General features: G+C 37.6%; 15 protein-coding genes. 11 read left to right on the top strand and 4 right to left on the bottom strand.

Features of this window, described 5'->3' with window-relative positions; translation table 11 throughout:
* The first annotated feature begins 268 nt into the window (after positions 1–268).
* The 5 genes from KDN24_RS02420 (at position 269) to KDN24_RS02440 (ending at position 5,929) form a co-directional block, all read left to right on the top strand.
* Positions 269–1,201: a helix-turn-helix transcriptional regulator gene (locus KDN24_RS02420; protein WP_409975107.1), complete on the top strand. Its 933-nt coding sequence runs from the start codon at positions 269–271 to the stop codon at positions 1,199–1,201.
* Between the two features lie 254 nt (positions 1,202–1,455).
* On the top strand, positions 1,456–2,010 hold the full coding sequence (locus KDN24_RS02425) for a sigma-70 family RNA polymerase sigma factor (RefSeq protein ID WP_409975108.1): 555 nt from the start codon (positions 1,456–1,458) through the stop codon (positions 2,008–2,010).
* A complete protein-coding gene (locus KDN24_RS02430; RefSeq protein ID WP_409975109.1) occupies positions 1,997–3,283 on the top strand; it encodes a DUF4179 domain-containing protein in 1,287 nt (428 codons plus the stop codon). The genes KDN24_RS02425 and KDN24_RS02430 overlap by 14 nt, the downstream gene beginning before the upstream one ends.
* A 125-nt stretch (positions 3,284–3,408) precedes the next feature.
* Positions 3,409–5,013, top strand: coding sequence for an AraC family transcriptional regulator (locus KDN24_RS02435; protein ID WP_409975110.1), 1,605 nt, complete (start codon positions 3,409–3,411; stop codon positions 5,011–5,013).
* 97 nt (positions 5,014–5,110) lie between these two features.
* The gene (locus KDN24_RS02440) at positions 5,111–5,929 is read left to right on the top strand and encodes an alpha/beta hydrolase (RefSeq protein ID WP_409975111.1); all 819 of its coding nucleotides are present in this window, start codon (positions 5,111–5,113) and stop codon (positions 5,927–5,929) included.
* Between the two features lie 355 nt (positions 5,930–6,284).
* Here the strand turns inward: KDN24_RS02440 and KDN24_RS02445 are convergent, their stop codons facing one another.
* From KDN24_RS02445 to KDN24_RS02455, 3 genes are read right to left on the bottom strand one after another with little or no spacing between them, the layout of a single operon-like run.
* Positions 6,285–7,307: a FecCD family ABC transporter permease gene (locus KDN24_RS02445; protein ID WP_409975112.1), complete on the bottom strand. Its 1,023-nt coding sequence runs from the start codon at positions 7,305–7,307 to the stop codon at positions 6,285–6,287.
* Positions 7,300–8,310, bottom strand: coding sequence for a FecCD family ABC transporter permease (locus KDN24_RS02450; protein ID WP_409975113.1), 1,011 nt, complete (start codon positions 8,308–8,310; stop codon positions 7,300–7,302). Before KDN24_RS02450 ends, KDN24_RS02445 begins: the two co-directional genes overlap by 8 nt.
* A 17-nt stretch (positions 8,311–8,327) precedes the next feature.
* On the bottom strand, positions 8,328–9,323 hold the full coding sequence (locus KDN24_RS02455) for an ABC transporter substrate-binding protein (RefSeq protein WP_409975114.1): 996 nt from the start codon (positions 9,321–9,323) through the stop codon (positions 8,328–8,330).
* Positions 9,324–9,618: 295 nt separating this feature from the next.
* Between KDN24_RS02455 and KDN24_RS02460 the strand changes: the two genes are divergently transcribed.
* The 3 genes from KDN24_RS02460 (at position 9,619) to KDN24_RS02470 (ending at position 14,723) form a co-directional block, all read left to right on the top strand.
* Positions 9,619–10,485 (top strand): DUF2167 domain-containing protein, encoded by an 867-nt coding sequence (locus tag KDN24_RS02460; protein ID WP_409975115.1) that lies wholly within the window; start codon positions 9,619–9,621, stop codon positions 10,483–10,485.
* Positions 10,486–11,247: 762 nt separating this feature from the next.
* The gene (locus tag KDN24_RS02465; RefSeq protein WP_409975116.1) at positions 11,248–12,990 is read left to right on the top strand and encodes an ABC transporter ATP-binding protein; all 1,743 of its coding nucleotides are present in this window, start codon (positions 11,248–11,250) and stop codon (positions 12,988–12,990) included.
* Positions 12,987–14,723, top strand: a complete 1,737-nt coding sequence (locus KDN24_RS02470; protein WP_409975117.1) for an ABC transporter ATP-binding protein — start codon at positions 12,987–12,989, stop codon at positions 14,721–14,723. Before KDN24_RS02465 ends, KDN24_RS02470 begins: the two co-directional genes overlap by 4 nt.
* A gap of 349 nt (positions 14,724–15,072) precedes the next feature.
* On the opposite strand, the gene KDN24_RS02475 is transcribed toward KDN24_RS02470, so the two are convergent.
* Positions 15,073–16,449: an amino acid permease gene (locus tag KDN24_RS02475; protein ID WP_409975118.1), complete on the bottom strand. Its 1,377-nt coding sequence runs from the start codon at positions 16,447–16,449 to the stop codon at positions 15,073–15,075.
* 481 nt (positions 16,450–16,930) lie between these two features.
* Here KDN24_RS02475 and KDN24_RS02480 point away from each other — a divergent pair, with 481 nt between their 5' ends.
* The 3 genes from KDN24_RS02480 to KDN24_RS02490 are packed head-to-tail and all read left to right on the top strand — an operon-like array spanning position 16,931 to position 19,388.
* Positions 16,931–17,581, top strand: coding sequence for a TetR/AcrR family transcriptional regulator (locus tag KDN24_RS02480; protein ID WP_409975119.1), 651 nt, complete (start codon positions 16,931–16,933; stop codon positions 17,579–17,581).
* Positions 17,582–17,631: 50 nt separating this feature from the next.
* Entirely contained in the window at positions 17,632–18,546 is a 915-nt protein-coding gene (locus KDN24_RS02485) for an ABC transporter ATP-binding protein (RefSeq protein ID WP_409975120.1), read from the top strand.
* Between the two features lie 5 nt (positions 18,547–18,551).
* Positions 18,552–19,388, top strand: a complete 837-nt coding sequence (locus tag KDN24_RS02490; protein WP_409975121.1) for an ABC transporter permease — start codon at positions 18,552–18,554, stop codon at positions 19,386–19,388.
* Position 19,389 lies beyond the last annotated feature (1 nt).

The raw sequence follows: 19,389 nt of genomic DNA on the forward strand, positions 1-19,389 counted from the left end.
ATAAAAAGGCGAGGATGGCTGATAAACAAACGAATATGGCTGAAAAGTCAGTTTTTAGTTAGAAGACTAGGTTTCGCTTATTAACTATGTGTCTTAATCAATCGATTGAATGAAATCGGAAACTCTCAATAATAATGTTGAAAAGCAGCATTCTTAGGATGGCTGCTTTTTCTTTGGCTACTAGTCTATTTTCCTCTAATTATTATTACTGGATCAATTGATTGTTCCAAAAGTTTTCTGTAAGAAGAACCGCAAAAGAAATCAAAAAATGCCTTTTTCTATTTGTTATTCTATTCATGAGAGGAGGGAACAGGCTGTGGGCTATGAAATTATCCTTCAAAAAACAATTAGCTATATTGAAGAACGTTTGCATGAATCGGTGACGATGGAGGATATTGCGGGGCAGGCGGGTTTTTCAAAATTTCATTTTCATCGAATTTTTCAAGCGGAAATTGGGATGTCTGTAACAGAATATATTCGGATGAGAAGATTGGCCAATGCTTCAGCTACTTTGCTTTATACAAATGAGCGCATACTTGATATCGCCCTTCATTATCAGTTTGAGTCCCAGGAAGCTTTTACAAGAGTATTTAAAAAGTATTATCATTTGCCACCTGGCAAATACCGCAGACTGATGTCAACGGTACGAAAAAATAAGGAGGAGAATCATATGGATAATCAAATGAAAGGTTGGTTTTTAAGTGGTTCAGACCCATTTAATTATGAAATGGGGACTGATCGTGAAGTGGTTCATCAAGGGAAGGCATCAGGCTACCTGAAATCTAAAACAGTGCTTGACGCGACAAATTTTGCGACGATGATGCAACAATTTAAAGCAGATAAATTTATTGGTAAGCGTATTAGATTATCTTGTTTTCTGAAAACAAAAGATGTGGCTTTTTCTAGTATGTGGATGAGGGTTGATAATGCTTCAGATGATGTCTTGCAATTTGATAATATGAGTAACCGTCCAATCGTCGGGAATACGAACTGGAATCGTTACTCAATTGTTTTGGATGTTCCTACAGGAAGTTCAATGATTGCCTTCGGAGTTATTTTGTCGGGCCAAGGTCAAGTATGGGTCGATCAATTCACCTTTGAAGAAGTGGATAAGTCGGTTGAAACAACAAATTTGGAGATACAATCGGAGTTACTGGATGAACCAATTAATTTATCTTTTGAAGAAGAGATTGGGTCCTGACAGCTTAGTAGAAATAATGGACCACATCATAAATTGAAATCGGATAATTTCTTTGCATTACCGAGCTTCAATCAATTTAAGGATTAAGCGAAAATAGACGTTTCAGACGTTTGCTTCGCTTAGTCCTTTTTTTGCAAGGAGCCTGACCTGTTTTTAAGTAAAATAGAATTATCAAACAAAAAAAGCTAAACTTATTTCAAAAAACAATGAACTTTCTTCCACAGTCAATACTCTTATAGGAGAGAGGTGAGGGCATGAATGTTGTTCGGTTAGTGAAAAAGGCAAAAAAGGGCAGTAAGGAGGCGTTGCTTCAGTTAGTTATGGTTGAAAAGGATGCTTATTATAAGCTTGCTCTCACTTATATGGGGAATTCGCATGATGCGATGGACGCGATGGAGGATATGATTGTAAAGCTATATGAAAATATTGCTCTGTTGAAGAAGGAGGAAGCGTTTTACAGCTGGAGTAAAACGATTTTGGTAAATGGTTGTAAAACGCTGCTTCGAAAACAAAATAAATTAGTGCTTATGGAGCAATGGCATTCCGCGAATGAGAGCGGAAGTGATGTTGCTTTAGCTGGCAGTCTAAGCGACCCATATAAAAATAGTGAACAGCAAATGGATATTCAAGCAATGCTATTGCAGGTAAATGAGCAGCAAAGAGAGGCAATCCGACTAAAATATTTTCATGATCTGGATTATGAATCAATCGCAAATATGACGAATGTTTCGGTAGGAACTGTTAAATCAAGAATCTTTCAAGGATTAAAAAAGCTAAGAAAATACTATGGGGGTGATGACGGTGAATAATGTTGAGGAACGATTACTTGAAGAGAAGAAGCGTTTAGACTCTATATCAGCACCCGAGGAGTTAGAAGAAAGATTAAGAAATGCACTAAATACAGCTCCGAGAAAAACAAAACGAATAGCCGCCATTTGGAAGATAGCAGTGGTAGCCTTATTTTTTATCGGGATAGCGAGCTATCAATATAATGCCTTAGCTTTTTATGGCAAGAAACTATTTGGTTTTGATGATGTGATCACGGGTACGTTAAAAGAGCTAAATGATCAAGGAATGGGCCAAATGGTAGATAAAAAGATGAAGCTCAAGAATGGTGCTGAGTTGACGATTAACGGAATTTTGACAGATGCCAATCAATTAGTGATGTATTATACGTTATCGAATCTAAACGGGCTCGATGAAAGTTTTAGTTTGAACCCTTCAAGAATAACCGGTTTTTTAACAGAATCAAACGCCGTTAGTGGTACGTATTTAATGAATGAGGATAAAACGGAGATGAAAGGGATGCTGTCCTTTGAACCGGTGAGTCCATTTTCGAAAGAATTGACACTGCGTTTTTGGGAGAATCCACAGAGCAACTCGATGACAGAAGGAAGTATTTCATTCTCTTATAATCCAAATAAAGCGATGCAAACAGAGATTAAGCAGTCGATAAGAAAGACGCTTAGTGTTGACAAAGGTAAGATAACTTTCCAGACAATAACAGCTACACCAACATCGACAGTCATCACTGGTGTAATGAATGTGAAGAATTTTGATCGGGTTCGTCTTGGGTTAGATGGTATTCAGTTACTTGCAAATGGAAGCCCAGTTCCCATAATGGGCAGTGGCATTCACTCTTCTATTAGGGGTTCAAAGTTTGATATTCAATATGATTCATTACCAAAAAGGCTTGATTCACTTGAACTAGTCGTGAAAGAATTTGTCGGTTATGAAAAGCTTAACGAGAAGATCTCCCTCGCTTCAATTAGTGAAGAGTCCATTCATATAGGAGGGAAGGAATTGTGGGTAAAAACAGTAGCAAAAACGTCACAAGGAATGGAAATCACAATCGCTACAGATGAGGATGTCTTGCTTGATGGAGTATCGATAGCAGCGCAAAATAAGAAAACGCCTTTAAGAACGACTATTAATCAAATTGAAGCAAAGGGGAAAAATGGAAGGATCCTAAAGGAGCGCACCCTTTTATTCGATTCAATGGCTGAGCCAGAATACCTTTTGATTGAAGGGATGCACTATATGAAGCCTTATAATAAAAAAATTGTTATTCCCGTTCAATAAGAAAAAACAATGGTTATCTTGTTAAAGGACGTTACCAGTCAGTTAGACAAAGGGGTGTAAATATAGTAAGATGTTAATTGATAATGATTATCAATTCCGCTTCCTTTGAGGTAGTAAGATATGGGGTGAGTAGAATCCAATCTATAGCAATCTCCACTGACTGGTGGATCGATCAAATCACTGTTAAGCTACGTTCAATAGAATATTTGGAACAAGATAGTGAACAACAATCCGTTCATCAGCTCATTCAGTCCCATGCCTTTTTTATCATGATAGAAGGTGAAGCTCTTTTAGAAATTGATCAGGAGCGAATCGAAGTAGGAAAAGATATGGCGATTTCTTGTATGCCAGGTCAAACGATGGGACTTTTACAGGCAAGTGAAGATTTCAAAGGATATGTGTTTTTCTTCGGATTATTTGTAGAAGATAAAAATCACAGTTTACAATTGAGTGAAAATATTTGCCTTTTTTCAAATGAACATCGACTTACTATTTCAGAAAAGGTTGCTATTCTTTGTCATAAGCTTTATCAAGAATGGAAGTCTGATGAAAGCTTATGTAAATTTCGCTGTCAAATTGATTTTCAAGAGATGATGTTTTTAATTATTGCTCATTCTTCAATTGAAAAAGAAAAGATGTACTTATCATTAGTAGGTGTAAAGCAATATATAGAGGCAAATTATAAGAAAGACATAACGATCCAGCAGCTGGCTAAGCTGGTGAAACTGAGTCCGAAATATTTTGCAGATTTATTTAAAAAGAAATTCGGAAAGACTGTGATGGACTATGTTTCAGAGCTCCGTCTACAAGCAGCTAAGTGTTATATGCATAAAGGAAAGATGAAAATTCGTGAAATTGCACACGAAGTAGGATATACGGACGAATTTTATTTTAGTCGGAAATTTAAGAAAGAAATTGGTCTTACCCCTTCAAACTATATGAAGAATTCCAAGAGGCGGATTGTTGCTTATTCAACAAATGTGTTAGGTCATTTATTGCCAATGAATTTGATCCCGTATGCTGCACCACTTCATCCTAAATGGACGTCCTATTATTATCAATATTTTCGCAGGGAAATTCCAGTCCATTTAAGTGCGTATCGGATTGATGAGGATTGGCAAAAGAATATTACTTGTTTAGAGAGTTTTGATGCAGATATTATTATCGCCTCAGATACAATTCAAGCTTGCGAAAGGGAGGAGCTTGAGCAATTAGGAAGAATCATTTACATTCCCTCCAAAATGACATCTTGGAAGGATCAGTTTCTATATACTGCGAATCAGCTTCAAGAAACATGGTCGGCAGAGCAATGGTTACAATCATATGAATTAAAGGTTGAGGAAGCACGTGAAAAACTTCATCAAAGCAATGAGAATAATCGCATTGCAGTTGTCCGTATGGTTGGCAATCAACTTTATTTGCAATCAAACGACCGACTTGTCGATTTTTTATTCAAAGATTTGCAGCTCTCACCAGCTTGCTCGTTGAAAGTAGCGGATTATCAACAAGTTTCCTTAGACGATCTTTATGCTTTACGAGCAGATTGTTTATTTATTCTTATTCGACAGGATAATCTGACGAGATCATATTGGCGGGCATTACAAAAAGAAGATCGATGGAAAAGGCTTCATGCAGTTCAAAGACAAAATGTTAAAATCATTACGTCTGATCCGTGGCTGGAAAATTCCCCACATGCCTATTTAAGAAAACTCGAACAAATGATGTCCTAATATTCGCCGATCATCCAGTTAAATATCTGACATCGGTCCATGTTTCTTTCGTAAAGGAGTCGATACAATATAGTAAACGATTGCTGGAGGGAATAAAATGTCAGTGATAGAATGTCAGCCTTTTCAAATTCCAGGGGCTTCGCAAAGGGTCATTCGAAGTAAGGAAGGAGACACCTACCGCATTATGTTATGGAAGCCACAAGGGGAAGCCCCGCCAAATGGCTTCCCCGTATATTATATTCTAGACGCGAATGCCGTATTTGGAACGATAACGGAAACGATTCGTTTACAAGCAAATGGACCGAGAAAGCAAGAAGCCGCGGTTATCGTAGGGATTGGCTATGATTCGGATTTGCCACTAGTCACTGCTCGACGCTTCTATGATTACACGATAGAAGCAAGGAAGGAGGAGCTCCCTGAACGGAAGGATGGAACAGATTGGCCGAAAACTGGTGGGATAGAAGCTTTTCTAGCCTTTATTGAAGAGAATCTAAAACCATTTGTTGAGCAAGAGATTCACATTAATCAGGAGCGGCAAACTCTATTTGGTCATTCACTTGGTGGGCTCTTTGTCTTATATACATTGTTTACGAGGCCTAATTCTTTTCACTATTATGCGGCAGGAAGCCCTTCTGTCTGGTGGAAAAATGAGGTGATTTATCAGTTTTTAGAGCCATTTATTATGAATCATCAACTGGATCAAATCGGAGAAAAAAAGCTGTTTATCGGTGTAGGGAGTGAGGAGCGTCAAGATATGATTGAGGGAGCTGAAGCAATTTATAATCGTTTAAAGGCAGCGAATATAACGGGGCTAGATGTTCAGCACGAATGCTTCCAAAACGAAAATCATATCTCTGTATTATTGCCTTTTATCTCACGTGTAGTCCGAAGCTTTCGAATTGAAAAGAAATACTAAAAGAAGCTGACCAAAAAGATCGTGAAAAACGACTTTTTAGGGTCAGTCTTTTTATTTGGAATAATTACCCTTTTTGTCAAAGTCCATCCTAATTTTTGCACTGAGTTGATTGGAGTGAAAGACGCGAAGACTCCTCGAAAATGCATACGCTTTTTCTCGTGCGGAGTTAATTCCGAGATATTACTCAATGTCCTGCTGGAAAAGCGGACAGGTGAGACCCCGCAGGAGCGTGAGCAACGAGGGAGGCTCACCATTTGCCCCGCGGAAAGCGAAGCATCTAGAACAGAAATCAACGGGCAGGTTAATAAGAGTATACAAAACAGGGTGCCCCTATTTAAATTGGGACACCCTCTTTCTAAGCTTTCGCTTTAAATAGTAAGTAGACAAAATAAGGTACGCCAATAATGGCAATAACAATGCCAACAGGCATTTCTGCAGGTAAGACAATTGTTTTTGCGATTAAATCTGCCATAATGACAAGTGCTGAGCCAATGAGCCCGCTAATTGGCAAAATATATCGATGGTGAACACCGACAAGTCTGCGCGCAATATGGGGAGACATGAGCCCGATAAAGCCAATGCTGCCTGATACGGATACACAGGTTGCAACTAAGGCTACACTTGTTAATAGTAAAATAAGCTTCTGCTTCTCGGTTTGGACTCCAAGACTTTTTACGGCTGTTTCTTCAAGCTGAAAGATATCAAGTAAGTGTGACTTTAAAAATATAATCGGTACAAATAATAGAAACCAAGGTAGAATAGTCATAATAAAATACCAATTGGCATTCCAAATTGAACCGGTTATCCAAACGGTCGCCATTTCAAAGTCTGATGCTTTCATTTTCAAAGATAAGAAAAGTGAAATGGCTCCTAGTCCGGCTCCAACGGCAATTCCTATTAAAATGAGGCGCTGCGGGTCTAGTCTTCCATTTTCCCATGCTAATAAAAAAATAATTAGCGACGCACCGATACCACCAACAAAACCAAACAATGGCATTAGAATGGCTGCTGCCCAACCATTAACGGCCGTTTGTCCAAGGAAGAAAAACATGAAAACAACAATCGCGAGACCTGCCCCAGCATTAATTCCAAGGATGCCCGGGTCAGCAAGTCCGTTTTTGGAGATCGCTTGGATAACGGTTCCAGCAATTGCTAAGCCAAAGCCAACTAAAGCTCCTATTATGATTCGCGGCAAGCGAAATTCTAAGATAACAAGGTCAAGCTCAGCGTTTGTCTCTATTCTAAATAACGTATGCCAAACATCTGCTAAAGAAATGGAATATGTTCCACTAACAAGACTTATATAACTGAATAGGATGCAAAGAAGGAACAAGCTTGTGGCAATCCAATAAAATCGTGTGCGTTCACGTCTATACATGACTTTTCCCTCCGTTTCGTTTAATTAAATAAAGAAAGAAGGGAATCCCAATAAACGAAGTGACAACACCAATTGGTGTTTCAAATGGATAGTTTAAAAATCGGCTGCCTAAGTCAGAGAGTACGAGAAACAATCCTCCAATTATGCCAGAGCATGGAATAATCCATCTGTAATCTGAACCGACAAGAAACCGTGTCATATGTGGAACTAATAATCCGACAAAGGCAATTTTTCCAGCTAATGCGACCGCTATTCCCGTTAGAATAGAAACCGTTGCCATCGTTAAAATTTTGATCGTAAGTGTTTTCTCCCCTAAACCAATTGCAACTTGTTCCCCTAAAGAAAGAATCGTAATGGATTTAGATAAATACAAGGCAAGTAGAATCCCTACAATGGCAAAAGGAATGCTAAGCTTAATAAGTGTTGGATCGAGCTGATGAAGTCTAGCATTATACCAAAAGCTCACATTTTGTGAGGTTTGGAAATAAATTGAGAAAGCAGATGCCAAACTGCTTAAAAAAGTGCCAATAATCGTTCCAATAATCGCAAGGCGAACAGGTGACAGTCCATTTGGTAATAATGAGGCAAGCCCAAAAACGATTGAAACGCCAACTGCTGAACCGATTAAGGAGAAAAAGATTAGCTCTAGAGAAGAAGCATTTGGTAAAAAAACCATGCAAAGTGTAATAAAAAACGCCGACCCATCTGAAACCCCCATAATAGAGGGGGAGGCAAGATAGTTTCTTGTCATCCCCTGCATGAGTGAGCCAGAAATGGCTAGGAAAGCACCGATTAAAAATGTTCCGACGGCTCTTGGAATACGAGAGTGAACGATAATTTGCTGATCTGAATTATCACGATCAAATGAAAAAATAGCATGGACAATTGTTTCAATAGATATCGATTTTGCCCCGAATAATATTGACAATGCTGCAACAAGTAAAAAGGCGAAGGGCGAAAGAATGAGTATAAGTTTTGCAGTTGAAATCTTTGAAGCATTCATCTAAGATTCACCTTCAATTACTGTGCGAACTTTTCAACAATAGCTTTTAATAGGGCCTCTCTACTAAAGAGTGGACCGCCTTCAAGAATCGGGTCAATTGTATTAACATATACTTTATCTTCCTTCACGGCACGCAAGCTTTGCCAGATCGGATTATTTTGCAAATCTTCAAGTGCGTTTCCATCATCTGTATTAGATGAAGTTTCAAATTGTACAAAGATCCGGTCTGGATCCATTTCCGTAATTTTTTCAAGTGGAATCATTTCTTGAGCTGGTGCTGCTTTTACTTCTTCTGGTATGGTAAAGCCTAAATCATGATAGAAAACGGTATTTAGGAAAACATTATCTGGATAAATAAAGAGGTCCCCGCGGCGAATACGGATTGCCAATACTTTTTCATCCTGAATGGCATCACTAATTTTTTCTTTTGCTTCAGCTAAATTTTTTTCATATGTTTGTAGAGCTTCTTTTGCGATATCTTGTTTCCCAGTTAGATCAGCAAGTACCATTAAATTATCTACTCCATGCTCTGATATATGGGAGATCGGAATCATTGGAGCAAGCTTTTGCAATTTTTCTTTCGTTTCATCAGGGAACTTCGTGCTTACTAAAATAACATCTGGTTTTAACTGTAAAATCGATTCTAAATTTGGTTGCGTTTTTTCTCCAATGGGTGTGGCATCGCTCAAAACAGTGGAGAAAATCTCAGGGAATTCGCCTCCTGTCGTATTCGCCCCAATTGGTTTCACACCTAATACCATAGAATCTTCCATTGCCTCAATTGCCCCGACAATAACAATCTTTTCAACTTTTTCAGGTACGGTATATTCACTACCAAGATGGGTAATGACACGTGTTCCATCACCAGATGCTTCCTCTTTTCCTTGTTCTTCCGTCTTGACTGCTTCAGTCTCTTGTTCTTCCTCTTTTGCATTTTCTTTCTCTTTACTCTGGCATGCTGTTAGAGCAAGAAGGAAACAACAGACTAGAAATATTGAAAATAGCTTACGCATACGAATTAGAGCCCCTTTCACATGTTTAATTGATAATCTTTATCAATTAAGAGTATAACGAGATTTTACGGTGTGGAACATGGACAATTTCCTGTTTCTATACTGGACGAAAGGTGGGCATTGGATTGCTCTAAGCTCCGCCTTATTAATGGTTAAGCTATAATAAATTTGTCGATATTTAGGAAACTAAGTCGTAATACCTATTTAATTGTAAAAATAGTATGATAAAATCAGGAATGGATTCTTTTGGTAGATGATCCAATGAATAATAGGGATATTAGGAGGAACTTTTTGAATGAAACGTTTAGTATTAATGATGTTCGTACTATGCATGGTGTTTAGTACAACAGCAGCTGCGGAAGAAGCTGAATTTGAATGGATTGAAGGAGGACAAACGGTTGAACTAGGGGATATAGCTACCATCGACCTTGATCCAGAATTCATCTTTCTCGATGCAGAAAATACGCAGAAAATGAGTACATACTATGGAGATCCAGTTACGGGACTTGAAATCGGGACCATATTCCCGATGGATGAAAACGAAACTTGGGCGGTCTATTTTGAATATGAAGAGTCTGGTCATATTAAGGATGCTGAAAAGGAAAAAATAGATGCGAAAGCGATATTAAAAAGCTATAAAGAAGGTACAGAAGAAGCGAATAAGGAACGGGAGCCAGGAAATCATATTTTCGTAACTGGCTGGGATGTTGAACCGTTTTATAATGAAGAAACAAATAACCTAACTTGGTCTATGAAGGTTGAAGATGAGAACAAGGACATTTATTTAAATTACAATACACGAGTTCTGACAAGAGTCGGAAATATATCAGTTGTGCTTGTAACAAGTCCAGAACATCTTGAAGCAGATAAAAAGATGATGAATGACAAGATTATGCCGAAGTTAAACATAAAAGAAGGGAACAGATATGAGGACTTCGACAAATCCACTGATAAAGTAGCGGATTATGGGTTGTCTGCGCTTATTCTAGGTGGGGCTGGTCTAGCTGTTGCTAAAAAAGCAGGATTGTTAGCTGTTATTCTTACCGTAGGGAAGAAATTTGGTGTCTTTATTGTCGCAGGTATTGTGGCATTATGGGGCATTATTAGAAGGAAGAAGAAAAATAACCAACCAACTGAATCAAATGAAGAAATAAATCAGTAATAAATATAGACAATTAATAAAGTGAGACTGACTCAAAAGGTCGTTAATAACGATTTTTTTGTCAAAGTTCATCCTAATTTTTACGCAGAGTTGATTGGAGTGGAAGATGCGAAGACTCCTCGAAAATGCATACGCATTTTCTCGCGTGGAGTTAATTCGGAGATGATTACTCAACGTCCTGCGGGAAAAGCGGACAGGTGAGACCCCGCAGGAGAGCTCTTCGACGAGGAGTCTTACCGCTTGCTCCAAGGAAAGCGAAGCGTCTGGAACGGAAATCAACGGACAAGTTAATAAGAACATAAAAAATGAGAGTGGCCCTAAAAGTTATACTTTTGGGATACACTCTTTTTTTGAATATTTATTTATCAAACTGTTGACAATTATCCGAATAAAATGGTAATCTTCAATAACACTAAACAATTTTTTACAGGTAGATGAAAGGGGATGTGGACAATGCGAGATCTTGTTTTGAACGTTAATATAATAAATTCCATATATTGTCCATACCGATTGTCTGTCAAATAGTGAATTTCTAACATGATGAAAGGTATTGACGCGATTTCTATACCTTTTTCGAGATGATGCATGCTCCTTTATGGTATGCATCTTTTTTGTTGGAATCGTTTAGTGAAAGGGGGATCTTTCCCGAGGTAAAAGGAGTAGATGAAGGATGAGCATACAAAAAACATTAATTTTCAAAAAGGAATTGCTAGACAGTGGGTAGCAATGTTTTACAGATGGGAAAGAAAGAAGGTTTGATAGATGTTTGATGTATTAGGAAAATTGAGCTGGTTTTTTAAACAGTACTGGAAACAATATACAATTGCGATTTTTTTATTGATGGTTGCCAGTGTGTTGGAAGTCGTTCCACCTTATTTACTAGGATCTGTTATTGATATTTTAACAGCAGGTGAAATGACTAAAGCTGTATTGGGACAATATATCCTTATATTTATTGGGATTATAGTTTTCGGCTATTTATTAAATTTTGTTTGGCAATACCGTTTATTTCAAGGAGCTATTAATCTCGAAAGAATCATGCGCCGTAAATTAATGCTCCAATTTTTAAAAATGACTCCGACCTTTTATGAAAAAAATCGTACTGGTGACTTAATGGCACGAGCAACAAATGACTTAAATGCGGTTTCATTAACAGCAGGATTCGGGATTATGACGTTAATTGATTCCACATTATATATGAGTGCGATTATTTTTGCGATGGGTTTTATGATCTCATGGAAATTAACATTGTTTGCCATGCTGCCAGTTCCCATTATGGCTATTTTAATTCAGTATTTAGGCAAGCTTGTACATGAAAGGTATATGAAGGCACAGGATGCATTTGGAGAATTAAATGATAGTGTCTTAGAATCAGTTGCCGGTGTGCGGGTTATTCGCGCCTACGTGCAAGAGAAAAAGGATGAAGTGAATTTTGCTAATATGTGTGAGGAAGTTTATGAGAAAAACATGCATACAGCCAAAATAAATGCTTTATTCGGGCCAATTACAAAAGTAGGAACAGGGATAAGCTATGTTGTTGCTCTAGGTTATGGTGCATTTCTCGTATCAAACGGTGAAATGACTGTTGGACAGCTCGTTACCTTTAATGTGTATTTAGGGCTTGCTGTTTGGCCGATTTTTGCGATTGGTGAATTAATCAATGTGATGCAGCAAGGGAATGCTTCACTTGATCGTGTACAGGAAACCCTTAACTACGAGGCTGACGTTCAAAATACGGATAAACCGATTGCCATTGGAACACCAAATGCAATTGGCTTTGATGACTTAATGTTTCAATATCCAACGAGCCAAGTGAAAAACTTACAGCAAATCTCACTGAAACTAATAAAAGGGGAAACACTCGGGATCGTTGGAAAAACAGGTGCAGGTAAAACGACATTCCTTAGACAATTGTTACGGGAGTATCCACTCGGTGAGGGGCAATTGAATATTGATGGTATTGATATTGCTGCACAAACGAAGGAGCAAATTCTTGATTGGATCGGGTATGTACCTCAGGATCATGTGCTGTTTTCACGTACGATTCGTGAAAACATCTTATTTGGGAAAGAGGATGCAACAGCGGAGGATTTACATGAAGCTGTTCGCCTTGCTGATTTTGAAAAGGATTTGAAAAACTTGCCAATGGGGTTAGAAACCCTTGTAGGTGAAAAAGGGGTATCTTTATCTGGAGGACAAAAGCAGCGGGTATCCATTGCTCGTGCGTTAATTAAAGATCCGGAAATTTTAATTCTTGATGACTCTTTATCAGCAGTTGATGCGAAAACAGAAGCAAAGATTATTAAAAACATTCAAAAAGAGCGAAGCGGTAAAACAACGATTATTACAACACATCGTTTATCTGGTGTGCAGCATGCGAATCAAATTATTGTGCTAGACGAGGGCCAAATTACGGAACAAGGAACACATGAGCAGCTTCTCAAGTTAAATGGATGGTACAGAGAACAATTTGATCGTCAGCAGCTAGAGGGAGGTGTGTCATGAGTACGGGTAAAAGATTAACGAAATATGCTTTGTATTTTAAACGGCCAATTTTTCTTGGGTTATTTTTCTTATCAGCTGCTGTTTTTACAGAGCTTGCTGGTCCATTTATTGCAAAGTATATTATTGACGAGCATATGATAATTGGAAAAATTAAAATTGAGCCGATCGCTTGGTTGCTTTGTTTATATTTAATCTTAGCGATTGCCACAGCGATTTTACGCTACTTCATGTATATATATTTGCAAATGGGCGCGAACCGGGTTATCCAGAAGCTGCGTCAGGATGTGTTTGGTCATATTCAAACATTGCCAATTCAGTATTTTGATAATCTGCCAGCTGGTAAAATTGTTGCCCGTGTAACGAATGATACAGAAGCACTTAGAAATTTATATGTACAAGTGCTTGCTAACTTTGCGACAAGCTTTATTTCTATTGCTGGTGTATATATCGCATTGTTTATCTTAAATTGGAAAATGGCTATGATTGCATTAATCATGATTCCAGTTATTTATCTTTGGATGATCTTATATCGAAAATATGCTTCAAAATATAATCATGTGATTCGCAGGAAGATCGCGGATCTAAATGCGATGATAAATGAATCAATTCAAGGCATGACTATTATTCAAGCCTTTCGTCGTGAAAAGCAAATGACGAAGGAATTCGATGAAATGAATGAAGAACATTATGCCTATCAGCGGAAATTATTGTTTTTAGACTCGGCGACATCATTTAACTTAGTGAATGTGTTGCGTCTCATCATGTTTACGATTTTTATTGTTTATTTTGGAACAAGACAAATAGCGACAGTTGAAATTGTAACCGCAGGTACTTTATATGCTTTTGTCGATTATTTAACGAAGCTTTTCAACCCGATTACGAATGTCGTTAATCAGTTTTCACAGCTTGAACGCTCACTTGTTGCAGGAAGACGCGTATTTAAAGTATTAGATACAACCGGGGAACATGTGTCTGAAGAGACGATGCCGAGATATGACGGACATGTCATATTTGAGGATGTTTCATTCGCTTACAAAGACAATGAATATGTTTTGAAAAACTTGAATTTTACAGCAAATCGCGGGGAAACAGTGGCACTTGTTGGACATACGGGGTCTGGAAAAAGCTCCATTATGAATTTGCTATTCCGTTTCTATGATCCTTCTAAAGGAAAGATTTATATTGATGGTGTAGACGTAACGGACGTACCAAGACAGACAATCCGTCAGCATATGGGGATTGTTTTGCAAGATCCATATCTATTTACAGGTACAATTTGCTCGAATGTTAGCTTAAATGACCCTAGTATTACGCGGGAAAAAGTGAAGGAAGCATTGGAAGCAGTTGGTGCTGAACGTGTTCTTAAGAATTTAGAAAAAGGCATTGACGAGCCCGTTATTGAAAAAGGCAGTACATTATCCTCTGGTCAGCGTCAGCTTATTTCATTTGCTCGGGCACTCGCATTTGACCCTGCAATCTTAATATTAGATGAAGCAACATCTAATATTGATACGGAGACAGAAGAGATCATTCAGCATGCAATGGAAGTATTGAAGAAAGGACGTACGACGTTTATTATTGCTCATCGACTTTCGACGATTAAAAATGCTGATCGCATTCTTGTATTAGAACGCGGTGTTATTAAGGAACACGGTACTCACGATGAATTATTAGCACAAGGCGGTATTTACGAGCAGATGTATCAAATGCAAGCGAAATCACTGCAAATTTAAATTGGAAAAACTGGGCATTCGCTAAGTCAGAACGTTTATAACGATTTTTTTGTCAAAGTTCATATTAATTTTTGCGCTGAGTTGATTGATTGGATTGGAAGACGCGAAGACTCCTCAAAAATGCATACGCATTTTCTCGTGCAGAGTTAATTCGGAGATGATTACTCAACGTCCTGTGGGGAAAAGCGGACAGGTGAGACCCTGCAGGAGTGTTCGCGACGAGGAGGCTTACCGCTTGCTCCAAGGAAAGCGAAGCGTCTGGAACGGAAATCAACGGACAAGTTAATAAGAACATAAAGGGAAAGAGGGTGGCCCTAAAAGTTATACTTTTGGGATACCCTCTTTCTTTTTACGCGATTTCTTCGCTTTCGCTAGTTCGATTTATTCTTGTTTGACGTATTTTATAAATGACGATTAGCAATATAAACCAAACTGGAGTGATGAATAGGGAGACACGTGTATCTTCCGCAAGTGCAAGTACGACAAGAACGAATGCTAGGAAAACAAGAATTAAATAATTTGAGAATGGGTAGAGCGGCAATTTAAATTTATTCTTTTTCGCTAGTTCTGGTCTTGTTTTGCGATATTTCAAATGGCTAATAACTGTAATGCCCCAAATAAAGATGAAGCATACGGTAGAAACACTAGTAATTAACGTAAATACACCTTCAGGCATAACATAGTTCAAAATAACAGCAATTAAAATAACGACTGTTGAAAAGTATAATGCATTAGCAGGGACCTTGCCCTTTGTAAGTTTAGTCATTGGAATAGGCGCATTTTTTTCTTTGGCAAGAGAATATACCATCCGGCTCGTACTGAAGATCGCGCTATTACATGCAGAAGCAGCAGATGTGAGAACGACAAAATTGACAATACCAGCTGCGGCAGCAATCCCGACTGCCATGAACACTTGTACGAAAGGGCTTTCAGATGGGTTTATAGCATTCCAAGGATAAATACTCATAATGACAATAAGTGCGCCAATGTAGAAAATAATAATCCGAATTGGGATATTATTAATAGCCTTCGGAATAACTCTTTCTGGATCTTCTGTTTCACCGGCAGTAAGTCCAACAAGCTCAATTCCAACAAATGCAAATACGACCATTTGGAATGAGAGAATAAAGCCGTTTAAACCATTTGGAAACATGCCACCATGGCTCCATAGATTGGTGAAACTAGATGTACCCGAATCTGTAGAAATGCCTTTGATGATCATAAAAGTTCCGATAACGATTAGTGCCAGTATAGCAATAACTTTAATTAATGCGAACCAGAACTCCATTTCGCCGAACAGTTTTACAGTTGCAAGGTTCATGAATAGCAGGATGACTAATGCAATTAATCCTGGAACCCACTGTGGCACATTAGGCAGCCAAAACTGGGTATATAAACCAACTGCTGTTAAGTCGGCCATTGCAATTGAAATCCAGCAAAACCAGTAGGTCCAGCCTGTAATAAAGGCTGCCATATTACCTAAATAGTCTTGTACAAAGTCAACAAAAGAATGATAATTTAAATTGGATAAAAGCAGTTCTCCAAGTGAACGCATTATTAAAAAGCAAATAACACCTGTGATCATGTAGGCAAATAAAATGGATGGTCCTGTTAAATGAATAGATTTACCTGCCCCTAGAAATAATCCTGTACCAATTGCCCCCCCAATGGCAATTAACTGTACATGTCTGTTCTTTAATCCCCTTGATAGTTGTTGTTCCTGCATAAGATCTCCCACTTTCTACTAAGTTTAGGTTGCTTGCAGTTTTTTGTCGATTTAATATTTTAATAATATATTTAAATCAGACAATTTTAAATTCTTAAGTAAGCTTAACACATAATTTGTCGATTCGAAAAGTAGTAATTGCTATCTATTTTGGTAAATTGTTAGTATTTGTCGTTTATTCAGTTATTATGATAATAATATTGCAAAATAGTATTCACTTCTACATGTCTTTATGTACCAACATATTTAGCAGTTGAAAGGGATGGTTTCTGTTTTAGTTTAGGAATGTTGGCACGATTAATCGGAATAGGCATTTACTAGTTTTCGATAGGCTCAAAAAAATACCGTAACTTCTGTCATGAAGGGTTTACGGTATTTTTCTTTTTTGTTTGAAAATGGATAAAATTTCTTGACTTTGAATGTAAAGCAGTATTTAATAAAATTAAACCGACCGTCGGTCTAATTTTGAAGGAGGATATAAATGAGTGTCTCAAAAAAACATGAAGAACGTAGAAATGAAATTGTAAATATCGCAGAAATGCTTTTCAGTACGAAAGGATATACAAAAACAACAGTAAATGACATTTTAAAATCTGCAGAAATAGCAAAAGGGACATTCTATCATTATTTTCAGTCAAAAGAAGAGGTGATGGATGCAGTAGTTATGCGTTTTATTGCTAGTGGGGTAGAAGCTGCGCAAGTCATTGCGAGTGACCCATATCTCAATGCACCTGAAAAAATATTTCAGATCATTATGGCTCAAAACCCAGAGGCTAGCCGAAAGGAACAATTGATTGAACAGCTGCACCAAATAAACAATGCCGAAATGCATCAGAAGAGCTTAGTGGAAACGATTCTACAGCTAACGCCTGTTTTAACAGAGGTTATTGAACAAGGAATAGAAGAGGGCAAATTTAAAACCCCCTATCCAAAAGAAACGGTGGAATTTTTATTAGTGTCCTCCCAATTTTTATTTGATGAAGGTATTTTTCAATGGGAGCCACAGGAGCTTATGCAAAAAGCTATCGCCTTCACCCATATTTTTGAAACTTCGTTAGGAGCTGAGAAAGGAAGCTTTAACTTCTTGCTTCACAAGCTCATGCATAGTGAAGATGGAGAAATGTATGAGTGAACATATGATTTTTTGGAAATACAGATGGAAAAATTAAAAAGGGTGATGACATGGAAAAGATCATTGAAGTGAAAAATTTTGTGAAACAGTACGGTGAATTTACAGCTGTTGACCATGTTTCCTTTGAAGTAGAGCGAGGCAGCATTTTTGCTTTTTTAGGCCCTAATGGAGCAGGTAAAAGTACGACAATTAATACTTTATGTACGATCATAGACAAAACATCAGGTGTTTTACGAATTGATGGAAAAGATGTAAGTGAAGAGAAAGACGCTGTAAGAAGTGTCATAGGTGTTGTTTTTCAAGAATCGACTTTAGACAATAAAATGACAGTTGAAGAAAATTTGAACATGCATTGTACTTTTTATGGCTTGCCGAAGTCTATTTTTCAAGAGCGAATTCATTTTGTTCTAACATTAGTTGATATGTTGGCATGGAAGAAAGCGATGGTAAGCAATTTATCGGGTGGGATGAAAAGACGTATAGAAATAGCAAGAAGCTTGCTGCATTTTCCTAAAGTATTGTTTCTAGATGAACCGACAACAGGTCTTGATCCACAGACAAGAGCAAGTATATGGGCGTATATAGTAAAACTCCAAAAAGAAAAAAAGATGACGATTTTTTTAACAACCCATTATATGGAGGAAGCAGAAATTTGTGATCAAGTAGCCATTATGGATCAGGGAAAAATTATCGCATTTGATGAGCCGAATGTATTAAAGCAGCAATTTACAAAAGATAAAGCTCGTATCGTAAGTGAAGAAGGACATGAGCTAGAAGCGTTATTTAATAAGTATTCACTTCCTTATGAGCAAGAAGTTGGCGCCTATCTAGTGGAGTTCGCTGATTTAGCTTTATTGATGGAACTCCTTAGCGAGCATAAGTCAGCGATTAAGGAGTTGGAAATTAAAAAAGGAACATTAAATGATGTTTTTCTTGAGATTACCGGAAAGGACATAAGGGGGTAGAATAAATGCGAATCATCGGTGCACTTTGGTTAAGAAATGTAAAGCTTTTTGTCCGAAATCGAGTTCAGCTCGTTTTAATAATCATTATGCCATTTTTCTATTTGTATTTATTAAGCACCATTTTTAAAAGTACGGCTGTCAGTAATCCAATCAATTATGTATTAGCTGGGATCGTTATTATTGTTGTTTTTCAAACATCTTTAAATATTGCGACCTCGACGATTGAAGATATTGTTTCCGGCTATATGAAAGAGGTGCTTGTCAGCCCAGTAAAAAGAATCCATATTTCTTTAGGGCAAATACTCGCATCGACCACGATTGCTACTTTTCAAGGCATCATTATTCTTATCGTAGGCTATTTTATTGGAATGAAATATTCATCCGTGATTACTCCGTTTGCCATTATTGGTTTTATGATTTTTGTTGGTCTTGTCTTTTCAGCTTTTGGCTTATTTTTAGCAGCGGTCGTAAAGAATTCACAAACCTTCCAAATTACTTCAGTAGCAGTTACGACACCAATTACCTTTTTATGTGGCGTCTATGTACCTCTTAGTCTACTTCCAAATGGGTTACAATATTTAGCGCTATTAAATCCGATGACATATGCAACAGCGTTTTTTAGAACGATTAGCTTAGAAAAATTCTCATTATCGACTGATGAATTACTGGCAGAGCAGCTTGCATTTAAAATCAATCAGTTTATTATTACCCCGCAAATTAGTGTCCTCATCATTTTTCTTTTTGGAATCATCTGCCTATTCCTTGCTACATTTGCCTTTTCAAAGGTTGATTTTTCTAGAATGAACCGTACAAAAGCGGCGAAAGATATTTTTCAACAATAAG

The sequence above is a fragment of the Cytobacillus sp. Bva_UNVM-123 genome (genome assembly GCF_046351715.2).
Classification (GTDB): Bacteria; Bacillota; Bacilli; order Bacillales; family Cytobacillaceae; genus Cytobacillus.

What these genes read in the sequence shown, in the direction of transcription:
- KDN24_RS02420 (WP_409975107.1), top strand. Translation starts at nt 269, where the DNA reads ATGCCTTTTTCTATTTGTTATTCTATTCATGAGAGGAGGGAACAGGCT.
- KDN24_RS02425 (WP_409975108.1), top strand. Translation starts at nt 1,456, where the DNA reads ATGAATGTTGTTCGGTTAGTGAAAAAGGCAAAAAAGGGCAGTAAGGAG.
- KDN24_RS02430 (WP_409975109.1), top strand. Translation starts at nt 1,997, where the DNA reads ATGACGGTGAATAATGTTGAGGAACGATTACTTGAAGAGAAGAAGCGT.
- KDN24_RS02440 (WP_409975111.1), top strand. Translation starts at nt 5,111, where the DNA reads ATGTCAGTGATAGAATGTCAGCCTTTTCAAATTCCAGGGGCTTCGCAA.
- KDN24_RS02445 (WP_409975112.1), bottom strand. Translation starts at nt 7,307, where the DNA reads ATGTATAGACGTGAACGCACACGATTTTATTGGATTGCCACAAGCTTG.
- KDN24_RS02450 (WP_409975113.1), bottom strand. Translation starts at nt 8,310, where the DNA reads ATGAATGCTTCAAAGATTTCAACTGCAAAACTTATACTCATTCTTTCG.
- KDN24_RS02455 (WP_409975114.1), bottom strand. Translation starts at nt 9,323, where the DNA reads ATGCGTAAGCTATTTTCAATATTTCTAGTCTGTTGTTTCCTTCTTGCT.
- KDN24_RS02460 (WP_409975115.1), top strand. Translation starts at nt 9,619, where the DNA reads ATGAAACGTTTAGTATTAATGATGTTCGTACTATGCATGGTGTTTAGT.
- KDN24_RS02465 (WP_409975116.1), top strand. Translation starts at nt 11,248, where the DNA reads ATGTTTGATGTATTAGGAAAATTGAGCTGGTTTTTTAAACAGTACTGG.
- KDN24_RS02470 (WP_409975117.1), top strand. Translation starts at nt 12,987, where the DNA reads ATGAGTACGGGTAAAAGATTAACGAAATATGCTTTGTATTTTAAACGG.
- KDN24_RS02475 (WP_409975118.1), bottom strand. Translation starts at nt 16,449, where the DNA reads ATGCAGGAACAACAACTATCAAGGGGATTAAAGAACAGACATGTACAG.
- KDN24_RS02480 (WP_409975119.1), top strand. Translation starts at nt 16,931, where the DNA reads ATGAGTGTCTCAAAAAAACATGAAGAACGTAGAAATGAAATTGTAAAT.
- KDN24_RS02485 (WP_409975120.1), top strand. Translation starts at nt 17,632, where the DNA reads ATGGAAAAGATCATTGAAGTGAAAAATTTTGTGAAACAGTACGGTGAA.
- KDN24_RS02490 (WP_409975121.1), top strand. Translation starts at nt 18,552, where the DNA reads ATGCGAATCATCGGTGCACTTTGGTTAAGAAATGTAAAGCTTTTTGTC.